The sequence below is a fragment of the Lysinibacillus macroides genome (genome assembly GCF_001281525.1).
Taxonomy (GTDB): domain Bacteria; phylum Bacillota; class Bacilli; order Bacillales_A; family Planococcaceae; genus Lysinibacillus; species Lysinibacillus macroides.
The window spans coordinates 1014801-1040196 of sequence record NZ_LGCI01000005.1; the positions used below are offsets into that span (position 1 = coordinate 1014801).

The 25396-nt window shown below is 38.9% G+C and carries 26 protein-coding genes and 2 pseudogenes; 25 read left to right on the top strand and 3 right to left on the bottom strand.

What is annotated here, in order from left to right; genetic code table 11:
- The first annotated feature begins 72 nt into the window (after positions 1–72).
- The 16 genes from ADM90_RS07825 to ADM90_RS25315 all read left to right on the top strand — a co-directional run bounded on the left by ADM90_RS07825 (position 73) and on the right by ADM90_RS25315 (position 12038).
- Positions 73–498: a hypothetical protein gene (locus ADM90_RS07825; protein WP_053994428.1), complete on the top strand. Its 426-nt coding sequence runs from the start codon at positions 73–75 to the stop codon at positions 496–498.
- Positions 499–562: 64 nt separating this feature from the next.
- Positions 563–997 carry a type II 3-dehydroquinate dehydratase gene (aroQ, locus tag ADM90_RS07830; protein ID WP_053994429.1) on the top strand — a complete coding sequence of 145 codons (435 nt, stop codon included), beginning with the start codon at positions 563–565 and terminating at the stop codon, positions 995–997.
- Positions 998–999: 2 nt separating this feature from the next.
- Entirely contained in the window at positions 1000–2061 is a 1062-nt protein-coding gene (locus ADM90_RS07835; protein ID WP_053994430.1) for a M24 family metallopeptidase, read from the top strand.
- A 17-nt stretch (positions 2062–2078) separates the two neighbouring features.
- The gene (gene efp, locus ADM90_RS07840) at positions 2079–2636 is read left to right on the top strand and encodes an elongation factor P (RefSeq protein WP_053994431.1); all 558 of its coding nucleotides are present in this window, start codon (positions 2079–2081) and stop codon (positions 2634–2636) included.
- 207 nt (positions 2637–2843) lie between these two features.
- On the top strand, positions 2844–3851 hold the full coding sequence (locus ADM90_RS07845) for an NAD(P)H-dependent flavin oxidoreductase (RefSeq protein WP_053994432.1): 1008 nt from the start codon (positions 2844–2846) through the stop codon (positions 3849–3851).
- 236 nt (positions 3852–4087) lie between these two features.
- Positions 4088–4297, top strand: a complete 210-nt coding sequence (locus ADM90_RS07850) for a hypothetical protein (protein ID WP_012295089.1) — start codon at positions 4088–4090, stop codon at positions 4295–4297.
- 5 nt (positions 4298–4302) lie between these two features.
- Positions 4303–4680 carry a hypothetical protein gene (locus ADM90_RS07855; RefSeq protein WP_053994433.1) on the top strand — a complete coding sequence of 126 codons (378 nt, stop codon included), beginning with the start codon at positions 4303–4305 and terminating at the stop codon, positions 4678–4680.
- A gap of 12 nt (positions 4681–4692) precedes the next feature.
- Positions 4693–5604, top strand: coding sequence for a stage III sporulation protein AE (locus ADM90_RS07860; RefSeq protein ID WP_053994434.1), 912 nt, complete (start codon positions 4693–4695; stop codon positions 5602–5604).
- Position 5605: 1 nt separating this feature from the next.
- On the top strand, positions 5606–5749 hold the full coding sequence (locus ADM90_RS24675) for a hypothetical protein (protein WP_162838598.1): 144 nt from the start codon (positions 5606–5608) through the stop codon (positions 5747–5749).
- Positions 5750–5811: 62 nt separating this feature from the next.
- A complete protein-coding gene (locus tag ADM90_RS07865; RefSeq protein WP_053994435.1) occupies positions 5812–6231 on the top strand; it encodes a hypothetical protein in 420 nt (139 codons plus the stop codon).
- Complete coding sequence (locus tag ADM90_RS07870; protein ID WP_053994436.1) at positions 6232–6786, top strand: SpoIIIAH-like family protein; 555 nt, start codon at positions 6232–6234, stop codon at positions 6784–6786.
- Between the two features lie 208 nt (positions 6787–6994).
- Entirely contained in the window at positions 6995–7495 is a 501-nt protein-coding gene (accB, locus tag ADM90_RS07875) for an acetyl-CoA carboxylase biotin carboxyl carrier protein (protein ID WP_053994437.1), read from the top strand.
- A gap of 14 nt (positions 7496–7509) precedes the next feature.
- Positions 7510–8877, top strand: a complete 1368-nt coding sequence (gene accC, locus ADM90_RS07880; protein ID WP_053994438.1) for an acetyl-CoA carboxylase biotin carboxylase subunit — start codon at positions 7510–7512, stop codon at positions 8875–8877.
- 79 nt (positions 8878–8956) lie between these two features.
- Positions 8957–9646: a hypothetical protein gene (locus tag ADM90_RS07885; RefSeq protein ID WP_053994439.1), complete on the top strand. Its 690-nt coding sequence runs from the start codon at positions 8957–8959 to the stop codon at positions 9644–9646.
- Between the two features lie 157 nt (positions 9647–9803).
- Positions 9804–11318 carry an SH3 domain-containing protein gene (locus ADM90_RS07890; RefSeq protein WP_053994440.1) on the top strand — a complete coding sequence of 505 codons (1515 nt, stop codon included), beginning with the start codon at positions 9804–9806 and terminating at the stop codon, positions 11316–11318.
- A 588-nt stretch (positions 11319–11906) separates the two neighbouring features.
- Positions 11907–12038, top strand: coding sequence for a hypothetical protein (locus ADM90_RS25315; RefSeq protein WP_268766607.1), 132 nt, complete (start codon positions 11907–11909; stop codon positions 12036–12038).
- Positions 12039–12204: 166 nt separating this feature from the next.
- Here ADM90_RS25315 and ADM90_RS07895 read toward each other — a convergent pair whose 3' ends face one another.
- Positions 12205–12819: a hypothetical protein gene (locus ADM90_RS07895; protein WP_053994441.1), complete on the bottom strand. Its 615-nt coding sequence runs from the start codon at positions 12817–12819 to the stop codon at positions 12205–12207.
- A gap of 11 nt (positions 12820–12830) precedes the next feature.
- A complete protein-coding gene (locus ADM90_RS07900) occupies positions 12831–15035 on the bottom strand; it encodes a hypothetical protein (RefSeq protein ID WP_053994442.1) in 2205 nt (734 codons plus the stop codon).
- A gap of 278 nt (positions 15036–15313) precedes the next feature.
- On the opposite strand from ADM90_RS07900, the gene ADM90_RS07905 reads away from it, so the two are divergent.
- On the top strand, positions 15314–15727 hold the full coding sequence (locus ADM90_RS07905) for an Asp23/Gls24 family envelope stress response protein (protein WP_053994443.1): 414 nt from the start codon (positions 15314–15316) through the stop codon (positions 15725–15727).
- Between the two features lie 49 nt (positions 15728–15776).
- On the opposite strand, the pseudogene ADM90_RS07910 reads toward ADM90_RS07905, so the two are convergent.
- Positions 15777–16932 (bottom strand): annotated as a pseudogene (locus ADM90_RS07910) (MFS transporter).
- A 502-nt stretch (positions 16933–17434) separates the two neighbouring features.
- Between ADM90_RS07910 and nusB the strand changes: the two are divergent.
- From nusB to ADM90_RS07950, 8 genes and pseudogenes are all read left to right on the top strand, one after another.
- Complete coding sequence (nusB, locus tag ADM90_RS07915) at positions 17435–17818, top strand: transcription antitermination factor NusB (RefSeq protein WP_053994444.1); 384 nt, start codon at positions 17435–17437, stop codon at positions 17816–17818.
- A 31-nt stretch (positions 17819–17849) separates the two neighbouring features.
- Positions 17850–18704 (top strand): bifunctional methylenetetrahydrofolate dehydrogenase/methenyltetrahydrofolate cyclohydrolase FolD, encoded by an 855-nt coding sequence (folD, locus tag ADM90_RS07920; protein ID WP_053994445.1) that lies wholly within the window; start codon positions 17850–17852, stop codon positions 18702–18704.
- A 242-nt stretch (positions 18705–18946) separates the two neighbouring features.
- Positions 18947–19760, top strand: a pseudogene (locus ADM90_RS07925) (undecaprenyl-diphosphate phosphatase).
- A 212-nt stretch (positions 19761–19972) separates the two neighbouring features.
- Positions 19973–21331, top strand: a complete 1359-nt coding sequence (xseA, locus tag ADM90_RS07930) for an exodeoxyribonuclease VII large subunit (protein ID WP_053994446.1) — start codon at positions 19973–19975, stop codon at positions 21329–21331.
- Positions 21328–21561, top strand: a complete 234-nt coding sequence (locus tag ADM90_RS07935) for an exodeoxyribonuclease VII small subunit (RefSeq protein ID WP_053994447.1) — start codon at positions 21328–21330, stop codon at positions 21559–21561. Before xseA ends, ADM90_RS07935 begins: the two co-directional genes overlap by 4 nt.
- 3 nt (positions 21562–21564) lie before the next feature.
- Entirely contained in the window at positions 21565–22446 is an 882-nt protein-coding gene (locus ADM90_RS07940) for a polyprenyl synthetase family protein (protein WP_053994448.1), read from the top strand.
- 164 nt (positions 22447–22610) lie between these two features.
- Positions 22611–24512 carry a 1-deoxy-D-xylulose-5-phosphate synthase gene (gene dxs / locus ADM90_RS07945; protein WP_053994449.1) on the top strand — a complete coding sequence of 634 codons (1902 nt, stop codon included), beginning with the start codon at positions 22611–22613 and terminating at the stop codon, positions 24510–24512.
- Positions 24512–25330: a TlyA family RNA methyltransferase gene (locus tag ADM90_RS07950; protein ID WP_053994450.1), complete on the top strand. Its 819-nt coding sequence runs from the start codon at positions 24512–24514 to the stop codon at positions 25328–25330. The genes dxs and ADM90_RS07950 overlap by 1 nt, the downstream gene beginning before the upstream one ends.
- Positions 25331–25396 lie beyond the last annotated feature (66 nt).

Sequence of the window (25396 nt, forward strand, 5' to 3'; positions counted from 1 at the left end):
TAAATTTTCTATATGGCTACACTAATCGTACATTTTAGGAAATCATTTGTATGCAAAAAGGAGGAAAGATCGATGAGAGTAGCCGTGATCACATCCCTCGTTAGCGCTCTTGCTTTGGCTTTATGCTTAAAGGGGCTACATTATTTTCATCTCATTAAATGGCATCCCATTGGCTTTTATAAAAAGTGGAATTGGTTTGAAGAAAGCTCTAAATTATTTCAGTGGACCCTTTTTATTTTTCTGCTATTTATTATTGGCTTATGCTTATATTTAACAATGCGCTATGTTTATGTGATTCCAGCCGTATTTTCTTCGTTTTTACTAGGACTTTTGGTGACCATCTCCATTGAGTGGATTGCATTAGATTTACCATTACAGCTTTCGTCCTTTAAAAAGCTGTCGATTCCATTTATCGTGACGGTTATTTGTTTATTGCGTTTTTTATTGGAAACTGCCAATTTTCATCAGCAGGAGCATACAGCACAACAAGGAAATTAGTTGCTGTATGCGCCGTCTGTGATAAAATATAGTGACAAGTACATAGAAAAGAGGGAATCGAAGCGTGAAGTTATTATGTTTGAATGGACCTAACTTAAATCGACTCGGCAAAAGAGAACCACATATTTATGGCTATGAAACATTAGAGGATGTTCGGGAAAATCTTCAAAATCTTGCGGCTTCTTTAGGAGCAACGGTGGAATTTCGTCAATCTAATCACGAAGGAGTACTGGTTGATTGGGTGCATGAGGCAGAGGATGAAAAATATGAAGGTATTATCTTTAATCCTGGTGCATATACCCATACAAGCATTGCGTTGCATGATGCGATTGCAGGGATTACTGTGCCAGTAATTGAAGTACATATTTCCAATATCCATAAACGTGAGGCTTTCCGTCATCATTCCTATCTTGCTCCAGCCTGCCTTGGGCAAATTTGTGGGCTCGGTACGAAAGGCTATGAGCTGGCACTACGTACATTTATCGAGAGGGAGAATTAATTATGTTGAAATTACAAAAGCTACGTAAGGCACTTCAAGAACAAAACATCGATGGCATTTTAATTACAAATGGCTATAACCGTCGTTATATGACTGGTTTTACAGGGACAGCAGGCGTAGCAATTGTATCCCAAAATGATGCGGTGTTTATTACAGATTTCCGTTATACAGAGCAGGCTACTACGCAAGTACAGGACTTTCGAATTGTCAAGCATGAGGCGACAATTATTGAAGAAATTGCTACTCAAGTAAACCATATGGGCATCAAATTATTGGGCTTTGAGAAAGATACTGTCAGCTATGGCACATATGAGCTATATAAATCGAACCTTCAAGCAGATTTAGTGCCGATTTCTGGGCTAATTGAAAAAATTCGCTTGATTAAGACGGAACAAGAGATTAATATTATTAAGGCTGCGTGTGAAATTGCAGATCACGCATTTACACATATTTTAGGCTTCATCAAGCCTGGTAAAACCGAGCTTGAGGTTTCGAATGAATTAGAATTTTTCATGCGTAAACAAGGAGCAACTCAGTCTTCGTTTGACACAATTGTTGCGTCTGGTCTTCGTTCAGCATTACCACATGGCGTGGCAACGAATAAAGTGATTGAAAAAGGCGACTTTGTGACATTAGACTTTGGTGCGCTCTACAATGGCTATATTTCGGATATTACACGTACTGTGGCTGTGGGAGAACCATCCGAAAAATTAGTAGATATGTACAATGCAGTCCTTGCTTCGCAGCTATTGGCACTTGAAAAAGTGGGCCCTGGCTTAACAGGCATTCAAGCGGATGCAATTGCACGTGACTACTTAAAAGAACAAGGATATGGCGAAGCATTTGGTCATTCTTTAGGGCATGGTATTGGTCTTGAAGTACATGAAGGCCCTGGCTTGTCGATGCGTTCTGATACTGTATTAGAGCCAGGTATGGCCGTGACGATTGAACCAGGTGTTTACTTACCAGGAATTGGTGGCGTTCGTATCGAGGATGATATTTTAATTACAGAAACAGGTAATGAACGACTAACCCATTCGTCAAAAGAACTTATTATTTTATAAACTTTGGAGGAACATAAATGATTTCAGTAAACGATTTCCGTACAGGTCTAACAATTATTGTAGATGGTCAATTATACCGCGTATTAGATTTCCAACACGTAAAACCAGGGAAAGGTGCTGCATTCGTACGTTCGAAATTACGTAACCTACGTAATGGCTCTGTGAATGAAAAAACATTCCGTGCTGGTGAAAAAGTTGAAAAGGCACAAATCGATAATCGTAAAATGCAATATCTATATGCACAAGGTGACGAGCATGTATTTATGGACTTAGAATCTTATGAGCAAACTGAATTAGCTTCATCTGCTATTGAGTATGAATTAAAATTCCTAAAAGAAAATATGGAAGTGCATATTCAATCATACCAAGGTGAAATGCTAGGTGTTGAGTTACCAAATACTGTTCAATTAGAAGTAACTGAAACAGAACCAGGAATCAAGGGTGATACAGCTTCAGGTGGTACAAAGCCTGCGACACTTGAAACAGGTCTGATCGTACAAGTACCATTCTTTGTGAACCAAGGCGATGTTTTGATTATTAACACAGAAGAAGGCTCTTACGTTTCTCGCGCATAATCAATCGTCCTGCTTTAGCCTGCTCTTTTTGATAAAAGGGCAGGTTTTTATTTGTTTCTTATACATATCATGTGGAAAAAAAGTGAATGTTGGGAGAATAGATGGAGGCGCTAGCACTTTTTTTCTTTGTATCCTCTGTGTTTCTATCATCAGATAGATGGTCATCGTTGGAAAAAAGGATTACAATAGTAATAAGGAGTGAGAACAATGATACATACACTATTTGATATTCCATATCCAATTATTCAAGCACCAATGGCAGGTGTAACATCACCAAAGTTTGTAGCGGCTTGTGCTGAGGCAGGGCTATTAGGCTCAATTGGTGCAGGTTACTTAAATGGTGAACAAACCAAACATTTTATTCAGGAAGTGAAGAAGTTAACACCTAAGCCTTTTGCCGTTAATTTATTTGTCCAAGAGGAGCCAAAAATTGATGTCGAGACGCTTCAGCAAGCCCGCATGGCACTACAGCCTTTTTATGATGAGCTAGGACTATCGCCTGTCCAAAGTGTTGTATCTAAGGAAGTGTTTGCAGGACAAATTCAAGCGATTATTGAGGAAAAGGTAGCCATTTGCTCGTTTACCTTTGGGATTCCATCAGCCGAGATCCTCACACAGTTAAAAGACAATGGTGTCTATACAATTGGTACAGCGACGACAGTAGAGGAAGCTAAACGAGTGGAGCAGGCAGGAATAGATGCTGTTGTTCTACAAGGTGGGGAGGCTGGTGGTCATCGCGGCTCCTTCTCTGTGCCTATGCAGTTAATTCCGTTAAAGGATTTACTCCAGCAGGTAGCAGACCAAATTGCTATTCCTATTATCGCAGCGGGTGGACTTGTGACAAAAGAAGATATTCAGGAGGCACTAGCAAGCGGGGCACAGGCTGTTCAAATTGGCACCGTATTATTAGTAGCAGATGAATGTGAAATTTCACCGTTATATAAAAATGCGGTATTAACATCGAAAGAGCAGCAAACAACGGTGACAAGTGCATTTACTGGAAAACCTGCAAGAGGCTTAGCCAATGACTTTACAAAACGAATGCAAGATGCAACAGTAGCTCCTTATCCATTACAGCATTACCTAACGACAGCGATTCGCAAAGAAAGTGCAGAGCAAGGCAATGCTGAGTATTTATCCATGTGGATGGGAGAAAATAGCTATCTTGTGCAGGAGACAGGTACGATTAAAAGCATTATTGACAAGCTCCTATAAATCCGTGAGTGGTTTTTTTAGCACTCGTGAATTTTCTTCGCATAAAAAATATTTGGTCGTTTCACCAGACGGGAGCCAGCGCTACTTGAAGTGAGGGTCTTACAGGCTGTACCAGATGCTACAACAAGATTGTTAAGACGGGATAAAAATTTTACAAGAAAGATCTCTATACATCCGTATGGAGGTCTTTTTTTTTGCAGAGCGACATATATTGCTGTACACGAGGGGGCGTAGGAATGGAATTACAAGACGTATTAAGAGTTGCTGGAGTGGGACTAGTCGTTGCGCTTCTTCATGTTTTCTTTGATCAAACAGGGAAGAAGGAGTTCTCATTTTTCCTATTTTTTATTGCCTACTTATATATGACAGCAGAACTGCTCCGTTTTTTACGTCTATTTTTCAATGAAATTCTCACATTTTTCCAATGGCTAACATCATCTGGGTAGTGTAGATGGAAATTGTACTTGTCGCTGTTGTCATGCTGCTTTTATTACTGCTGATAAAAGAAGTTATACAGCCACTCCATGCGCTAATTAGTGTTATGTTTTCGTTTTTACTTTTTAGCATGTTGTTCTCGACCCTTTTATTGCCGTTTGTTAAGCAGCTTTTAGAAACATTGGCATTTTTGCCCTATGCGAAAGCCATTTTAATGAGTGCAAGTTTGTTCTATGTAGGGCAATGGGTGTCATTGCTGCTTGTAGAGCATAACTATAAGGTGCTCGGGAACATCGTTTTTTCTGCAGTGAAGCTTGTGATTATCATGTATTGGTTGAAAGAATTTTTGGCTGTTTTACAGGAGGTGTCGTCTATTTTACAAAGGCTAAACTAAGGAGCGAGGCCATTGCAGGAGCAAATACTAGCATTTTTAGTGGACCCATTCTTTCTTTTGCTCAAGATGACACTGATGCTATGTAGCTATGTCATTATTATTTTAATTGTCAATATGATACTACCAGCATTTGAAAAAGGGACAAGGATCCTCTTTTTCCTGATTGTTTTAGCCACGATTGGCCCTGTTGTTGTGAATGCCTTTACATTAATTGATGAAATTGCACAAGGACTAGCCCATCTATTTACAGCATTTTATCCGATTCTTACATCAAGCTTTCTACTATCAAGCAGTATTACAGCGATTGCTTCCTGGCAGCCCTTTTTACTATTTTTTGTACAAGTCCTTACGATTATCAGTAGTAAGTGGCTTATACCAGGCGTGCTTTTTGCCATTGTTTTTGATGTCTGTAGTGTCATTGTCAAGGAAATATCTTTTACACGAATCGCTGAATTAATTCGTTTTACGATTATGAGCATCGTTTCTGCCTCGGTTATTTGCTATGTGCTACTCATGACAGCAAGCGGTGTAGCTGCATTTAGTGTCAATGCCGCTGTAGCGGAGCCTGTTAAAAAATTAATTGAAGAAAATATTCCAGTTGTCGGCTCATTTATTGTTGATAGCTTTTCCATGTTTCAGCATATGACACAATTTACATCCTCCTTAACAAGCATCAGTGCTTTTATTGCTGTTATTACGGTGTCCTTTATTCCAACTGTTCAACTAATTGTAAGTGCCTATTCATTAAAAATGCTAGCTGCCATTTTAGAACCCATTGCTTTTGATGATATTTGTCGATTGCTGGATCAAGTTAGTAAATCGCTCTTTACCCTATGTGCTGTATCCTTTTTGATTGCTTTTTCATTTATGTTTTCTTGTTTTTTCCTCATTGTGTTTGTACAAGTGATGGCAGGAGGGAGATAGATTGATTCTTTTATTGGCATTGCTTTTTATCTGTCAGCTATTTGTGTTTCTAACAGATGATAAGGACGTTATTTCACTCACCAAATTGGTCATTACGTTAGTATTTTTGCAATTGCTATTAAAGATTCCATTTATCAATTCATAGGAAGAAACAAGCGTACATACACTTGAAAAAGAGAAGGTGAAAGGAGGCTATGTACAAGTGATGTGGAAAAGACACGCAAAAAAACAACGTCATTGATGGTTTTCATACTTATAGCTGCCTCCGCGGGAATTTTCATCATTTTACCGATGTATCAAACAAACTCAACAAATGACAACCATTCGGCGCTTACGAATGAAGAAAAGCTGGAACAAACATTGAAGGCTATGGCAGGTGTTGGGGAGGTAAAAGTCTACTTTTATTATGGAGAGATAACAGATGAACAGGATGAACATAAACTATTTAGCCAATATTTTCGGGGGACTGAGCAAGGCACAAAAAACGTAACAGGAATGCTCGTTGTGTCAGAGGGTGCATCCGATATTTTTGTGAAAAATGAAATTCGAGCAGTTGTGAGTCAGGTGATGCAGCTGCCCATTCATCGAATTATTATCGTTCCAATGGAAAATAAGGAGGAAAAGTAAATGCGCGTACGTAGAAGAACAGTTTGGTTTATGACATTATTAAGTTTAGTAGCAGTCATTTCAGTGTATTATTTGGTTGATCCAGCAAAGCAATTTAATGGTCTTACTATTTTTACGGATGATACATTACAACAAACAGCCGTAACAGGTGTAACAGATCAGGAAGCAACCAATGATATCACACAAGAGGTCTCTTCACCGAGTCACCTATTTGAAGAAATGCGTATGCAGGTTAGTGATGAAAGAAGTCAGCTTCGTGAGCAATTAACTCAAAAAATTGCTTCAGAGGAATATTCAGCTGAAGAAAAAAATGAGGCATACAATGAAATGGATAGTCTGATTAAGCGTGAATCAGCGGAGGCGATGCTTGAAATGCTTATTAAATCATTAGGCTATTCAGATGCGTTTGTTCGTGCTGAGGGTGAAAAGATTTCGGTCACGGTAATGGCGGAGGAATTGTCCAAAGCACAAGCCAATGAAATTATTTACCTTGTGAGAACAGAGATGGAGGGCGCAAGTGATGTGCAGGTAAAGTTTAGTGCCAATAATTATTAAAAAATAAAGAAAAAAACCAAATATTTTGTCTATTTATAAATTATTGTTATATAGCAGGATTATGAAAAGGCTTTCGTTTAGTAAAGGAAAGCCTTTTTTTTTGTCCATATTTACTAAATTTTCATTTAACTATTTCAAATTGATTCGAAAAAATATAGAATGGTTATTGGTAGTAGATTTTATTTTTATTTCAGAAGGAGAGTTAGAAATGTTCAAAGTTCAAGAAATTCGTGAAATCATTAAGTTAGTAGATGCATCTTCCATTGATGAGTTTGTGTATGAAGTAGATGGCGCAAAAGTAAAATTAAAGAAAAATAATGTTGTTGTTACTGAAGCTGTAGCACCTAAAAAAGAAGTAGTGGTCCCTGTTGTACAACAATCTGCACCAGTGGAAGCGCCAGCAGCACCTGCACCAGCTAAAGTGGAGGAAGCACCAGCTTCAGCAGCACCAGCAACAAACGACCCATCGTTACATAAAGTTGTATCTCCAATGGTTGGTACTTTCTATCAAGCACCAAGCCCAGATTCACCAGCTTATGTAAAAGTCGGTGACAAAGTAGGCAACGAAACAATCGTATGTATCGTAGAAGCGATGAAGTTATTCAACGAAATCGAAGCAGAAGTACAAGGAGAAATCGTTGAGGTACTTGTGAAAGACGGAGAATTAGTAGAATACGGCCAACCATTATTCCTTGTAAAAGCTGAGTAAGGAGTGCAAAACAAATGAAAAAAGTTTTAATTGCAAACCGCGGCGAAATCGCTGTGCGTATCATTCGTGCTTGTAAAGAGTTAGGCATTCAATCGGTTGCTGTATACTCAGAGGCAGATGCGGACGCATTACATGTAAAATTAGCAGATGAAGCGTATTGTATTGGACCAAAGCTATCAAAGGATTCTTATCTTAGCTTCCCAGCATTACTAAGCGTAGCTGAAAAAACAGGTGCTGATGGCATCCACCCGGGCTATGGCTTTGTGGCTGAAAATGCTGATTTTGCAGAAGCGTGTGAAAACGCTGGCATTAAATTTATCGGTCCATCCTCTGACTCTATTAAAATTATGGGGATTAAGGACGTCGCACGTACAACAATGGAAGCAGCGGGTGTTCCACTTGTACCAGGTACAGGTATCGTGCCAGATATTGAAACAGGTAAAGAATGGGCTGCGAACATTGGCTATCCTGTCATTATCAAAGCGACTGCTGGCGGTGGCGGTAAAGGAATCCGCGTAGCTCGTACAGAAGAAGATCTTGTCAAAGGGATTGAAATTACACAAAAAGAGGCTGCTGCTGCATTTGGCAACCCTGGCGTTTATTTAGAGAAATTTATCGAATATTTCCGCCACTGTGAAATCCAAGTGTTAGCAGATGGTCATGGCAATGTTGTGCATTTAGGCGAGCGTGATTGTACGGTTCAACGCCGTATGCAAAAGCTTGTTGAGGAAGCACCATCCCCAGCATTATCGGCTGAGCGTCGTGCTGAAATGGGCGAAGCAGCGGTAAAAGCGGCACAAGCATGTAACTATGAAGGTGCAGGAACGATTGAATTTATTTACGATTATCAAGAAGATCGCTTCTACTTTATGGAAATGAATACACGTATCCAAGTAGAGCACCCAGTAACAGAAATGATTACAGGTATTGACCTTGTACAGCAGCAATTAAAAATTGCATCAGGTGAGAAGTTGCCATTTGCACAAGAAGATATTCAATTAAATGGCTGGGCGATTGAATGCCGTATTAACGCAGAAAATGCCTATAAAAACTTTATGCCATCAGCAGGAACGGTTGAGACTTATGTAACACCAGGTGGCTATGGTGTCCGTATTGATTCTGCTGTTTATGCAGGCTATACAATCCCACCATACTACGATTCAATGGTAGCAAAACTAATTGTTCATGCGGATACACGTGAAGAGGCGATTGCAAAAATGAACCGCGCCCTAAGCGAATTCGAAGTAGCGGGTCCTGGTATTAACACAACCATCCCATTCCACCAAGCATTGATGAACAATGACGTGTTTAAATCAGCGAAGTTCAATACGAAGTTCTTGGAAGAGAATGATGTGTTGGGTGTGGCTGAAACAGTAAAGTAAGCTTTTAGGGAATAAAACAAATAGGAATATCCGAAATTTTTTACCTCTAACTAAATTTATTTAGGTTGGAGGTTTTTTTATGTCCAAAAATAAGCAAAGAACAGGAATATTTGATTTGGAGCATATGAGTCCCATTGAGCTGAAAAAAGTAAATCCTAAGAATGAGCATGACGAGCCACTTATTATAGCACCGTCCATTGTGGTAGATGTTAATTCTGTTCGATTAAAGGGGAATTGTATTAGCGCGCATTCAGCTTTAATGGTTGTCAAAGAGCAAATGCGATTGTCAGGTATTCGGAAACGGACAATTAGCAAATATGATTATATTTTTAATCGCATGTTGAAAACCATGAATGTTGAATATGTAGACGAAATTTCTTTGGAAACATTATTTGGTTTTATTGCTTCTTTAGGGGACGTCAAAGATACTACAAAGCAAAGTAAACTACGTGTTGTAAAGGCAATACTAAACCGCATATTTGATAATGGATGGATAGAGAAACGATTTTGGAAGGATGTAAAAATAAAGGTAGATGGAAGAATCAAGCCCCCTGCTAATGAAAATAATTTAGCTAGTTTATTGTCTACTTTTGATATGAGTAATTTCATTCATTTTCGTGATGCAGTAGCAGTTTTAACGATTTATAAATGTGGCTTGAGGGTGAATACGTTCGTGCGATTAGAGGAGAACCATTCGTATGATATTTTTGTTGCTGAAGGCAATTATTTGTATAAGCAATCACTATTTACAACCTTTTCACCGAATTAAAATTAAACAATATATGGTAGAGCTATCATTTATAACTCTATTCTGTTAAATAAAAGAAATATTGACTATTACCCCTATCTCAAATATTGGGTTTATGATAACATGTATCTGAACCTTTTAACTTAAAAAAATATGAAAGGAAGTGTATTAATCACATATGAAAAAGATATTGAAACCATTGATTAGTGTTATTGCCATTGGTACCCTCTCTCTATCTATAAACATAGATAAAAATGTATTAGCTAATGATATTGCAAATACATGTAAGTATGATTCGGCATCGAAGGTCAACCCTGATTATTCCACAATGAACTGTTTGTTAACCGAAACAGCACTGAGTTATAATGTTCCTCCTGAAATTGTGAAGGCAATAGCGGAAGGTGAAAGTGGAAATTGGCGTCATTTTGATATGAATGGTGAAGCGATTGTGACAGCTGATAATGGAATTGGCATTATGCAAATTACAAATCAAGCAGGCTACAATCAAGATAGACTAAAAAGCGATATTGTCTATAATATTCAAGCTGGTGTAGAGACTTTAGATGATATGTTTAAGCGAAAGGATTTACCTAGCATCAACGGTGGGGAAAGAGATGTACTGGAACATTGGTACTTCGCTATCATGGCTTATAACGGTACTAAGCCAGTAAATAGTCCAATTGTTCAAGCAACTGGTGAAAGAAATACCAATGCCTATCAAGAGAAAATTATCCGAATTATTAATAAATTGGAATTAATAGACTTAACAGAGCTACCTTTTTCACGTGAACATTTTCAATATAACTCTAACAGCAGGGAAAATATTAAATTTTCAACGATGAACTATGATTTTGATTTACCATTAACAAAATCTAAGTATTTATTTGAAACAAATCAAAAAGTTAGTGCAATAACGAATGTAACATTTAGGACAAAACCTACTACGGATAGTCCTTCTTTGGGTACTTTACGTGAAGGTGAAATTGTTACCATTACGGGTCCTTTTGAATATGAAAAAGTATCAACGAAGAAAAACCATTTTGTTTGGTATCCTGTGAAAAGAAGTGATGGGACAGAGGGGTATGTAGCATCAAGTTATTTAAACTACTCAGCTTCAACATCAACGCCAACACCTCCAGTAACACCGCCCACAACGGGCAATGTTGATGTATCAAAGTTTGCTGATTACAATGCAAACCAATACTGGGCTGAGGATTTTAAGTGGGCAGTCAACATCGGGATCATCAGTGGATACCCAAACGTGAAAAACCCATCAACAGGTAAGTACGAAAACTTACTTAAACCGTACACGAACTTAACGGAAAACCAAATGTTATCTATCCTATTCCGTTACTTCAAACCATCAGAACTAGCTTCAACGCTAGCTAATACTTCATGGTATGGAGACGTAAACTATCAACTGGCTACAAAATACGCTCTACCAGTTCTAGGTGCAAACACAGCATCCAAACAAGCCATTGCAGGTAAGGATATCACACGGGGTAACTTTGCTCGTATCTTAGCTTCAATGCATTATGGTAAGACTGTATCTCAGTCAGAAGCTATTAAATTCCTTCGTGATAATGGTTTAACAACTACTAAAACAAATGAAGAGTTTAAACCAAATGATTCTCTAACAAGAGCGCATACAGTGGCATTCTTCCACCGTTACGAACAAATATTCAATAACTAAATTGCTACTTACAAGTGAAAAGGTGACTAATAAAAGTCATCTTTTCTTTTTTATGTTTAATAGATCCTTTCTTGACACTCCTCGAACCTTTCATAACTAAATTCATTAACACAGATTGTTTGAGGGGAGCTACAAAGTTTTGTGTTAAGCTACTGGAGAGGTTGAGAAAGCATAAGGAAAGGACTTGTGTGCCTACTTCTCATTCACACAAACCCTCAGGTTGACATAGGATTAGATTTTCATGAAATCAACTTCATATCCTGAACTTACTATTTCTTTAGCGATTTCATATTCCCATGCACTACTTTCATATTTAACATAGACAACACCTGAAATATCATTAGGTAAGGTAATATGATGCCTTTAGTATTTTTTTATGGAAAATCCAAATAAATAACTTGGGAGGGATTGTTATTTTTAAAGAACTTAGCAAATTTCAAACGGTATACTTGGATTCGATTTCATTAAAGCGTTTTTTATTAAGAGTAAAGGATACTAGTGTCTTTAATTCGGTAATTACTTATACACTAATGAGAGATAGTTGTTTGATTATTTACCAAGTGAATAACGATATACTAGGTACAACTGATGGATTATTTTTCCCTAAAACAACCATTCCACCAAGCACTAATGAACAATGGTGTTTTCAAATCAGCACAATTCAATACAAAATTCCTTGAAGAGAATGATGTGTTAGGTGTAGCAGAAACAGTAAAGTAAGCGTTTGCATTTAAAAACCTTCTAACTTTAGTAGTTAGGAGGTTTTTATGCCTAGAAATAAACGGGGAAAAAATGAATGATGTTGAAATGCTATATAAACATTTCAACATCGTTTAATTCTTTGGTGGTGGAAATATTTTATCTCAGTCATATCTATGAATGGTGATTAGCCCTCGGCGATTGCCGATAGTTGAAAATACTCTTTTAATTTTACTGCGCTTATTTGGCGTCCTAATTTCATATAATAGCCTTTGCCAGTACCTTCATAGTAAAATGTATTATGTTTACCGCAAATAGGCAGTAAATGGACATTTTTGCCTGCTTCAACCTTACTAGAATTGGTTGCATATAAAATTACATGCCCACCTACAAGTGAGGTACTACAAGTAAATTCTGCTGTTCGTTCATCGCCTTCATCCTGTGAACCACCTACATAAATTGTATTAGGTTCTGCACAGCATGAGCCAGCCGGGCCTTTACCTATGGATTTTATTATCAATTGAATCCAAGATGTCTCACCATGCTTCGGATCATGAGTACTACCCTCCACATTGGCAAAGTTTGTGCCAATAGCTAAAGACTCTGTTATACCGTCATATACCGATCTTAAAGGGACAATGATAAATTCATCTGTATAGTCTGACTCTGGGTTCCATAAATCAGCAAAATAAGCGCCTTGTTCATCCTTTGTTTTACGATAAACTACTCGGTAGCGCGTCTCCTGCTCCTGTGTTAATTGCAATTTAGCACCTTCTACTGTAGCTGGCATATTAACAAACATTCTCGTTCCTCCTATAAGTTTAAAGTTTGCTTATTATATTTTTTATTGTAATCATCTAGCATTTCTTGGAATTTTGTAACAAATTCAAAAATAGAGATGAAATCTTTATTGCCACTAGCCTCTGCATTGTTAATGCTGACACTTTTGTCTGCGGCTGTAGCTTCGAGATAATAGCCTAAAATTTGTGGATTTGTAAAGCGCACCGTCACGCTATTCGCTGAGGATTGTACGCTAGAATTATTTTGCGCTGAGGAAGAGGAAGAAGACCTACTTCCGCCAAAAATAAAGAACCCTCCGCCTCTCGATGAATGCTCTTCAATACTTTGGGCAAATGAATTTGACATGGCTGTTGCTGTCGTAAATTTTATAGTAACATCTCGCGCAATAACAAACGCAGTAGGGAAGCATGGGAAAACACATTGATTCATTTCTTTAAAGCGTTCATTTGAAAAGTCCTGATAATCTTTTGCTGGAGCAATGGATTTGCTGGATGTATTATACATATCCTCTGTTAGTAAAAAGACACCAGGGTTAAACCACTCTCGCCCAATTTGTACCTTTGCCACGGATAGACCAATCTGGATGGACATCTCTGAGCTACTTGCGAATGCTTGGTTGACGGCTTCCTTATGACTAGAGCTACTGGAATAGCCTCCAAAGAAAAAGGAGACACCGTAGTTAGAGGAGGAAGCAGACGTATAGGAGGAGGAGGCTTGATTCGCTTCCTTTAAACTAGATGTAAGGATGATTTGTGTAAAGTTCTCTGGTACATGATTGGGTGCCACCTCATTTTCATCTGCCTTCTCAGCAGTTTCTTTTGAAGCTTGTAAAACGGTGGCAAGCCTTATTTTTTCTTTTAATGCCTCAATATCCTGATTGGTATTTTCAAGTTGCTGTTGCAAAGGAGACAGCATGGATTTGAATTGAAGCTTATTTTTTTCTTCAAAATAGCGCATGGCAGCATCTGTTGCCTTTTGTGCCTTGTCAATTAAATTATTTTGTGCATCTAAACACTTCTTACCGTTTTCACCTAGTGTAGTAAGCAAATCTTTTACCTTGTCAACCTCCACACCAAAAATGCGTGCAACCGTTGAAGGTAAGACTTTTGTTACATCGTCTAATGCTTGGGAAGCCATCACATCAACCAATGTTTTTAACATATCAACTGTTGTATTAACATATGTTTTTTGCAATGCATCAAAGGCAGTTTTAAACGCTGTCTCACTCTCATCGTAAGCCTTTTTTAATGCTTGTACGTCTTCTTCATCTGGAATAATCGCTAAAAACGAATTGATATTGCTTGTAATATTGCTACGCTGGGCTACTAATATGGCAAGCTGTTGTGCCAATGCCGCTGGACTTTCAAGTAGGTCAACAGGTGTAAAGGAGGTATTCAATAAAGTAAACCAATTTTCAGGATAAAGCTGTACAGGAAAGACATGGCCACCATCTGGATTCATTTTTCCAACATTAGAAATCGTAGAACGTGCCTCAGCAATTTCACGCCCAACACCACTATCTAAAATACCATTAATAATTTCCATATCACCTGGCGAAAACACGCTCAATACTTTACCGAGCTTTTCATCGACACCAAGCACTTCTGCCTCCGCTGTTATTTCATACCAATCTAAAAATTCATTATTACGTTGCTTATAGGCTTCGGCTGTATGCTCTGGGTACTTTTTCTCAAGCGCATTTTTCTTGGCTACTTGTTTTTCTGCCCATTGCTGCTTTGCCTCTACATAATCGCTATACAGTCGGTAGAAAACTTGCTCAAGCGTTAGTACATCCTGCTTACCATCACCAAAATTATAAGGATATGGCGTCATTAATACTTCGCGCAGCTTGTTTTTAGCCTCAAAAAGCTTACTATTTAATTTAGGTGTGAGCATATCTAGTGCCGTTTTATACTGTGTGGATAGGTGTCGTCCATTATCAGAGGCTGTCATTTGACAAGCATCGAATAATTTATTGACAAGCTTTGATTCATTCGCGCGTACATAAGCTGGCTTCGGTTCGTTATTGTCAATGTCATAGGCATATTGCGAGGCATCAATTAACGTCCCGGGAAGGCTCATACAAAAAAATTGATTTGCATTACTGCCACCAATAACTGAAGTAATTTGTTCATAGAGCTGGTCTGCAAAGCTTTGAGTAGATGCATTATCTTGTAAATTCTTTGCTGTTCGTAACTGATTTTGTTCGTATTCCATTGTACTTCCCCCTAAATATAATTGTGATAGCAAAACTTTTCACCAAACCACTATATGAAGGGACCCTCTACGATATAACGTTCAGCATAAAAAACTTTCGTTTGTTAAATTTAATGATCAGATTATTAACATGATTGAATAAAAATTAAACTTTGTCGTCCAACCTTTTAAATTTATCAGATAAAATGGCTTTCGACAGTCAAACGTTCTTTTTTATAGTATAATAAACGTAAGTATAGCATTTGTTTGTGATGTGCAAGGGAAAGGATGATATTTGCATGGCAGAGAAAGTAGGACAATCTTTCGTACAACCAACACCTTCTGGAAAAGAAGAGCTAGGAAAAATAGAGGTAGCGGCTGAGGTAATCGAGATTGTGGCAGGAATCGCAGTAAATGAGATTGAAGGTATTGCTGCAACACGGGGCAATATTGCTACAGGTGTTGTTGAACGTTTTGGTAAAAAAGTACACAATAAAGGCATAAAATCAGGGGTAACGGAAACTGGTGACATTGCAATCGATGTATTTTGCTCTGTGAAATATGGATATACCATCCCGAAGGTTGCAAAGGAAGTACAAACGCAAATACGCCAAGCGATTTTTAATATGACGGCACTGGAAACAGCGGAAGTGAATGTACATATTACAGGCATTCATTTTGAAAAAGAAGAACCGACAGCACATGAATCATAAATAAAAGGATTGTCCTTCATGGGAAGGGCAATCCTTTGTTATTGAATCGTTATATGTCAATATGTTTGGGTTTTCTCCAAAACATCGCTAGTATTACGCCAAGCACTAAAACGACTGTTGCAAAGTAGTATGGATAGTTTAAATCAATGTCAAATAATTTACCGCCTAAAATTGGTCCAAATATATTGCCAAGACTTGTAAACATGGAGTTCATACCTCCCACAAAGCCTTGCTCATTGCCTGCAATTTTGGATAAGTAGGACGTGATGGCAGGGCGTATTAAATCGAAGCCTACAAAAATAAAGAATGTCACCAGTAAGATGGCAAAATAATGGCTGACAGCTGTCATTGCGAATGTTAAAACAGCCGATAAAATAAGCGAGTAGCGAATAACATTAATTTCTCCCATTTTCTTTGTAAGCCAATCAAATAACATTAATTGTGCTAATGCTCCTATAATGCCGCTTCCTGTAATAATAATGGCAATATCTTTTGGTGTAAAAGCAAATTTGTGGTCAACAAATAAGCTAAAAAGGGACTCAAAGGCTGCAAGGCCAAAGGATAAAAAATGGAATAAAATAAAGCGGGCTAAAAACACGCTTTACACTACCAAGCATAGAAGGGGAAGCCTCTCCCTCATTTATTAAACGTGTTGGCTCTTTTAATAATGACAAGGATAGAAGAGCTGCTATAAAGCCTAGTATCCCAGCAGCATAAAATGGTATACGTGTACCATATTCAGCTAAAAATCCACCAAGCCCAGGACCAATAATAAAGCCTGTACTAATGGCAGCACTCATATAGCCAAGCGCCTTTGGACGTTGCTGTAGTGTGGTAATGTCTGCAATATAGGCAGTAACAGCGGGCATAATAAAGGCTGCACTAACGCCACCCAGCATACGGGAGATAAATAAAATCTCAACTGTACGACCCAGTCCAAATAATAACTCTGAAAGACCAAAAATAAAAAGGCCTGCTACAATCATCACTTTACGGCCAATGCGATCAACCAATTTACCAGCGATGGGTGATACAATCAGTTGCGTAATGGCAAAGGCAGCGACCATAAAGCCAACAATAGAGCCTGAAATATTCAGCTCATTCATAAGTGTTGGGAGTACAGGGATGACTAAACCGATACCTAAAAAGGCAATAAATAGATTGGATAATAAAATGGCTAATGTTACATTTTGTTGCTTGCTCATAACTTTCTCCTTTAATCATTTACAATATATGAGAACTATAACTACTAAAATAGGTCCATACCATACAATAAACCCTATAGTAACTATAGGGTCAAAAGATTTGTTTGTATTTTGTGTTTAAAAAAATTTTCGGCAGAGCGCCTCTAATGGCTAGGAATAACAAAAGAAATTTTGAATAGCATCAAAGCGAATTTTATGTTTGCCGTTCTTACCATAAAATAGGTGAGATATGCGCTCCTTCTGTTATTTATATTACTCTTCTCTCGTAAGCAGCTTGAAAGGTTTCTTTACAGCTTGTACAAATGCACAATGGACACCTTGGGAAAATTATTTTAACGGCCTTTATTATAACATTTTAGAAGAAGATTGATTGAACCGCTAACTTAAGTAAAAAGTTGCTTGAAAAAGGTTTCAGATTATTGAAAACTTGCTTGAAATCGTGTTTCTCCTAGGATTTTATGCTATTATAAACCTTAATGCCACTTAAGAAGGAGAGCTTTACATGAAACGACATGAGGCACGCGAAAAAGCGTTGCAAGTTTTGTTTCAGCTAGACAATACAGATCTAACAGTTGAAGAAGCAATGGCCCATATTAAAGGTCAACCGACAAATGCCTTCTATGAAAAGATTGTTACTGGAACAGCTGAACAATTGGAGGAAATTGATGCTACTTTAGAGCAGCATCTCGAAAAGTGGTCACTTGCCCGTTTACCGAAAATTGAAAGAACTGTTTTACGCCTAGCTGTATACGAGCTGCTATATATGCCTGAAACACCAAAAAGAGTAGTACTGAATGAAGCAATTGAGTTATGTAAAACATTTGGCGATGAAGGGTCATCTAAATTCGTCAATGGCGTACTTTCTAAATTTACAGAACAAGAATAATGTGTTGAATTGGAAGGAGTAACGAGGGTTTATGTCAAGTACAATTATTAATGGTAAAGAAATTGGTCAAGAAATTCGTCATGCTGTAGCGGAGCGCGTTAAGCGTTTAAAGGAGCAAGGGGTAACACCTGGCTTAGCGGTTGTCTTAGTTGGAGATAACCAAGCCTCGGCTACATATGTGAGAAATAAACAGAAATCTTGTGAAGCGATTGGCATGTTTTCTGAGCTTGTGAAGCTGCCAGAGGCAACAACACAAGAAGAATTGTTAACACAAATTCAATTACTCAATCAACGTGAAGATATTCATGGTATTTTAGTACAATTGCCGCTTCCAAAACATATTGATGAGGACACAGTGATTGCAACGATCGCTGTTGAGAAGGATGTTGATGGCTTCTCCCCTGTTAGTGTTGGGAAAATGATGCTTGGCCAAGAAACGTTTTTACCTTGTACACCATTTGGCGTGATGAAGCTTCTCGAGTATTCAGGAATTGAAATTGCAGGGAAGCATGCGGTGATCGTAGGGCGCAGTCATATCGTTGGTAAGCCAATGGGACAACTCTTATTACAAAAAGATGCAACGGTTACGTATACGCATTCGAAAACGCCAGATTTACCTTTCTTTACAAAGCAAGCGGATATATTAATTGCCGCTGTGGGACGTGCTAACTTTATTACAAAAGAGCATGTTAAAGAAGGTGCGGTTGTCATTGATGTGGGCATTAATCGTGATGATAATAATAAGCTTTGTGGTGATGTAAGCTTTGCTGAAGTAGAGGATATTGCGTCTGCTATCACTCCAGTACCAGGCGGTGTTGGCCCAATGACCATTACCATGTTATTATTCAATACTGTGCAAGCTGCTGAAAATAAGCTTGCTAATTAAATGAAAAAGTCATCTCCACATTGGTGGAGGGCACTGAAAAAGTCGATTTGCCACAAAAAAATGTGATGCAAATCGGCTTTTTTAAGTTTTCAAATCTAATAAAAGAATGAATTTTTTTAGTTTTTCAGTGTCCACACATTGGTATGAGGTGGCTTTTTTTATGAAGTGCTATTGAGAACTTTTACGTTATTCTTGACGTCTAATGTAACGTTTGGCACATACATAGTTAGAAGGAGGTTTTTATGGAAAACATCGATATTGTGTTAATTGTGAAGCATATCATTATTGGTCTTGTCCAGGGCTTTACAGAGCCAATCCCTGTATCATCTAGTGGACATGTGATGATTGCCAGCGAAATACTTGGACTTGGTGAGCAAGGCTTTACCTTTGCCATTTTAACCAATACAGCATCGTTATTCGCTATTATTTATATTTATCGTCAGGATATTGTTCGCCTTCTTACGCATTTTTTCCTTTATCTAAAGACACATGAAAAGCGTTATCTTGCGGATTTTCGTTTTGCTTTGTATATCATCATTGGCTCCATTCCGGCAGGCGTTTTAGGCGTGTTATTAAGCGATATTATTGCGGATAATGTCAGTATGACAACCATTGCTTTCATGTTATTTGTCACAGGGATCGCATTATGGTTAATTCGTAATAGGCACGGCAAGAAAAAAGATACGGATTTACGTGTTAAGGACGCCATAATTGTAGGACTAGGGCAAGCAGTTGCTTTGACACCAGGTATTAGCCGCTCAGGCGCCACGATTATTTCAGCTATTGGAGTAGGGATGAAGCAGGATACAGCCTTGCGTTTTTCCTTTATGCTTTATATTCCTGTGAGTTTAGGAGGAGTCGTGCTGGGAATTACAGATTTTTTAGAGGAGCCTCATAAAGGTGCACTAGCGCTCCCCTATACAGCTACCTTTATTGCCACACTGCTGATGACATATTTTGCCATGCGCTGGTTTATGGATTATGAAAAGTGGCAAGCTTAGCTACTTTACCTATTATTGTTTTATTGTAGGTACACTTATCTTATTATTTTATTAACAGATAAAGTCTCATAACCAATGTTGTTATGAGGCTTTATTGTATATCATAACTGCTAGAACATGTATGAATATGTGATAGTTATTTTCATTCACCTACAAGATCACTATTTTTTCTAGCAAAACTGTATTTTGACACGTCAACAACCATAAAAAATGGTATGATAGGTGTAGTTTTGCGAAAAACTTGATTTTAGTAAAGGAGCCGAAAATATGTCCTCTGCTTCTTATTTAACAGTAAAAGCATTAACAAAATATATTAAACGAAAATTTGATGCGGACCCACATTTACGTGAAGTGTATGTGAAGGGGGAGCTATCAAATGTTAAACTTCATCAATCCGGTCATATTTACTTTACATTAAAGGATGATGGAGCGCGGATTGCGGCTACAATGTTTAAAACGGCAGCGGCCAAATTAGCCTTTGAGCCAAAGGAAGGCATGCAAGTATTTATTCGTGGGGATGTAAACGTATACGAAGGCTATGGAACCTATCAGCTCTATGTGCAGGAAATGCAGCCCGATGGCATTGGGAGCTTATTTGTTGCCTTCAATCAATTAAAAGAGCAATTACAAAAAGAGGGGCTGTTTAAGCCTGAGTGGAAGCAACCGATCCCAACGTTTCCTGAAACAATTGGTGTAGTTACATCGACAACAGGAGCAGCGATTCGAGATATTTGTACAACGCTAAAAAGACGTTATCCGCTTGCTAACGTGTTGATTTATCCGACACTTGTGCAAGGAGCGCAGGCGGCACCAAATATTGTGCAAAATATTAGACGAGCTAATCGAGAGGCAAGCTGTGACGTGTTGATTGTAGGCCGTGGTGGAGGCTCGATTGAGGACTTATGGGCATTTAATGAGGAGATCGTGGCACGAGCTATTTTTGACAGCCGAATCCCTATTATTAGCGCAGTCGGTCATGAAACAGATACGACGATTGCCGATTATGTAGCTGATTTACGTGCCCCTACACCAACAGCAGCCGCTGAGATGACTGTACCAGATCAAGCAGAACTATACCAGCGTGTGCTTGCGCAAAAATCACAGCTTCATCAACTAGTAAGGTCGCAACTTATGGCTGAACGACAGCGTCTAAATAAGCTCCGACAGTCTTATCCATTGTCAATGCCAGAAAGACTTTATCGACCATTCACGGAAAGATTGGCACAGCTCGAGTCTGGCTTACAAACAGCCATGCAGATGGATTTAATGAAGAAAGCCGCACAGCTTCAACAATTACATAGTACGGTGGAGCAGCATTCACCTAAAAAGGCACTTGCTTTCCATCAGCGGGAGCTTGAGGAGCGTATCCAACAATTAGCACGTGCTACAACGTATTATGTGGCAAAGCAGCAGCAGCAGTTTGAGGCAACGGTTAGAACACTGGAGGCTTTGAATCCACTGTCTATTTTAACACGAGGCTTTACAGTAGCTTCCAAAGATCAACAGGTGATTAAATCCGCTACTGAGGTGCAAAAGCAGGATCAACTGGTACTGACCTTCCATGATGGGAAGGTCATAGCTAAAGTGACGAATATCTTACCAAAGAATGAGGGGGAATCGTTGTGACAGAAAAACAACAAACGTTTGCCGAAGCGATGACAGCACTAGAAGAAATTGTTCGTCAGCTAGAACAAGGTGATGTGCCATTGGAAAATGCAATTGATTTATATAAGCAGGGAATGGAACTATCGAAATTTTGCCATCATAAGCTGCAACATGCAGAGGAACAATTAGTATCCATTGTGCAAGAAAATGGTGAGACAACAGCATTTGATCCATCAAAGGGAGAGAGCTAGCGAATGAATGAGACATTAAAGTATTTTATTGAAAGTAACACACCACAAATTGAAGAAACAATGTTTGCACTGGTTGAAAAAATAGAGGCTCCAGCTAATTTAAAGGAATCAATGCTCTATTCGTTAAAGGCTGGCGGTAAGCGAATTCGTCCACTCTTTGTAGTAGCTGTACTGGAGCTGTATCGTAAAAATTTGCAGGATGGCTTCATAGTAGGCGCGGTGATTGAAATTATTCATACGTATTCTTTAATTCATGATGATTTACCAAGCATGGATAATGACGATTTTAGAAGAGGGAAGCCAACGAATCATAAAATGTATGGAGATGCGCTTGCCACGCTTGCTGGAGATGCATTAAATACACTGGCATTTGGTATTTTAGCACGTATGGATATCTCTGCTGAGAAGCGTATTGAACTTGTTGAACTATTAAGCGTTGCAGCAGGAGGAGAAGGCATGGTTGGCGGGCAGGTGCTTGATATGGATGGTGAGCAGCGCCAGCTTACTTTAGCGGAGCTTGAGCAGGTGCATGTCAGTAAAACAGGCGCGCTATTGCGATTTAGTATTGAGGCAGGTGCAGTACTAGCGGATGCTTCAGCACAAGATCGTGCAACATTAAAAGAATATGCCCATCATATCGGACTAGCTTTCCAAATTCAAGATGATATTTTAGATATTGAGGGGACAACAGAAGAACTTGGAAAGACAGCTGGAAAGGATGTGGCAAGTGATAAAAGCACATATCCAGCTCTTTTAACATTGGAGGGAGCAAAAGAAAAGCTGGCGGAGCATTACCACCATGCTATTCAAGCGCTTGATCAATTACCGCTAGATGCCAGCTTATTGCGTGATTTTGCATCCTATATTGTTCATCGTAAAAACTAAGAGAAAATCAAGGCGTTGAGGGAAAAGAATGTGCTAGAATAGGTGAGAACGTTTGCAAAAAGCTAAACAATAAAGTGCTCGGACTTTTAGCATATTGATAACACTGTTATAATGGTGGAAACACAATTACGGTGAATATTTTATTGAAAAGGTGTGTGAGAAAGGTGGATTTAAATAAAATAACTAGTCCATCCTTTTTAAAAAACTTAGATAAGAAGGAGCTTGAGCAGCTTGCCCAAGATATACGTACCTTCTTAATCGAAAAATGTTCTGTCACAGGTGGGCATATCGGGCCGAATTTAGGCGTAGTGGAGTTAACGATCATGCTGCATAAAATGTTTGACAGTCCAAAGGATAAGTTTTTGTGGGATGTGGGCCACCAAGCTTACGTGCATAAAATTTTAACAGGTCGTGCGAGTCAATTTGACACACTACGTCAGTTCAAAGGGCTTTGTGGATTTCCAAAGCGCGTGGAGAGTGAACATGATGAGTGGGAAACAGGTCATAGCTCGACGTCCTTATCAGCAGCCATGGGTATGGCGGCAGCACGTGATATTAAGAAAGACAAAAACTTTGTTATTCCCATTATTGGAGATGGTGCATTAACAGGTGGTATGGCGCTGGAGGCTTTAAATCATATTGGCCATGCGAAAACGAATATGATTGTTATTTTGAATGATAATGAAATGTCGATTGCGCCAAATGTTGGTGCATTACACAATGTGTTAGGACGTTTACGCACAGCGAAGGAATACTCCAAAGCGAAGGAAGAGCTGGAATCGTTAATTAATAAAATTCCTGTGCTTGGTGGTAAGCTTGCATCAACAGCGGAGCGTTTAAAGGATAGTCTTAAATATTTAGTGGTATCAGGTGTATTTTTTGAGGAGCTAGGCTTTAAATATTTAGGACCTATTGATGGGCATGATTTTGAGGCGCTGGAAATGACTTTATCACATGCGAAAAAAGTGAGAGGACCAGTCCTGGTGCATGTCATTACGAAAAAAGGTAAGGGCTATAAACCTGCTGAAGATGATACAATTGGTAACTGGCATGGGACAGGACCTTATAAAATTGACAATGGTGCGTTTGTAAAATCAACGACAAAGGGGCCAGCATGGAGTAGCTTAATCGCAGAGACAGTTCGTAAAATTGCCCATGAGGATGAACGAATTGTGACGATTACGCCTGCTATGCCTGTTGGGTCGAAATTGCAAGGTATTCAACAAGATTTTCCAAATCGTTTCTTTGATGTAGGGATTGCTGAACAACATGCGGCAACAATGGCAGCAGGGCTCGCTACGCAAAAAATGAAGCCATTTTTAGCGATTTACTCAACATTCCTACAACGTGCATATGACCAAGTGCTCCACGATATTGCTCGTCCAAACTTAAATGTATTTATCGGCATTGATCGAGCGGGCTTGGTTGGAGCAGATGGTGAAACACATCAAGGTGTCTTTGATATTGCTTTTCTACGCCATATTCCAAACATGACCATTATGATGCCAAAGGATGAAAACGAAGGCCAGCATATGGTGAAAACGGCGATTGATTACGATGGTGGTCCAATTGCGCTCAGATATCCACGTGGTAACGGCATTGGTGTGCCATTGGATGAGGAGCTTGTTGCTTTACCAATCGGTAGCTGGGAAGTATTACGTGAGGGGAAAGACGGTGCTATTTTAACCTTTGGTACAACGATTCCAATGGCAATAGCCGCTGCGGATATGTTAGCGCAGCAAGGTATTGATATTGAAGTCGTGAATGCACGTTTTATCAAGCCGATGGATGAGGAGATGCTACACCGCATTTTATCCAGCTGTAAACCGATTTTAACGATTGAGGAAGCTGTTTTACAAGGCGGATTTGGGAGTGGAGTATTAGAATTTGCTCACGACCATGGCTATCTTCATGCATTAATTGATCGTATGGGTATTCCAGATCAATATATTGAGCATGGCGATGTCAACCAGCTGCTTGCAGAAATTCATATGACAGCAGAGGATACAGTGGCACGTATGCATGTATTACTTCAACAAAAACAGCAAGTAGGTTTGAATAAATAATGACAAAACAACCAAAAGAACGAGTAGATCTTTTACTAGTAGAGCGCGGATTGTGTGAAACGAGAGAGAAAGCAAAGCGCTCCATTATGGCAGGACTTGTTTTTTCAAATGAAATTCGCATCGATAAGGCAGGCGAAAAAATTGCGATTGATGCCCCGTTACAAGTAAAGGGCTCTGATTTAAAATATGTAAGCCGCGGTGGCTTAAAGCTAGAAAAGGCACTGCAAATTTTTGATATGTCTGTAGAGGGGAAGCTAATGCTTGATATTGGCTCCTCTACGGGCGGTTTTACGGATTGTGCCTTACAGCATGGTGCAAGACATTGCTATGCACTCGATGTAGGCTCTAACCAATTAGCATGGAAAATTCGCTCCGATGAACGTGTTACCGTGATGGAGAAAACGAATTTCCGCTATACAACTGCGGCAGACTTAACAGAGGGTTTGCCTGATTTTGCGACAATTGATGTTAGCTTTATTTCATTATCGTTAATTTTACCAGTGTTAAAAACATTGCTGCTGCCAGGGGGCGATGTGATGGCATTGGTGAAGCCTCAATTTGAAGCGGGCAAAGAGAATGTTGGTAAAAAAGGGATTGTCCGCGATAAAAAGGTGCATCTCGAAGTGCTTGAAAAGACGGCTGCTATGGCAACAGCACTTGGCTTTGTGGTGAAAGATGCTTCTTTTTCTCCCATAACAGGTGGGGAAGGAAATATTGAATTTTTATTCCATTTAGTGAATCCAAGTGATGCAGAGGATACTCCAGCATATACAACTTTTAATGCACTTGTCGAAGAAGCGCATAATACCTTGAAATAACACGTGCTCACACAAAGAGCCGTGTTTTTTCTTGTGCTTTTTTGTTGAAAATGGTAGTGTAAATAT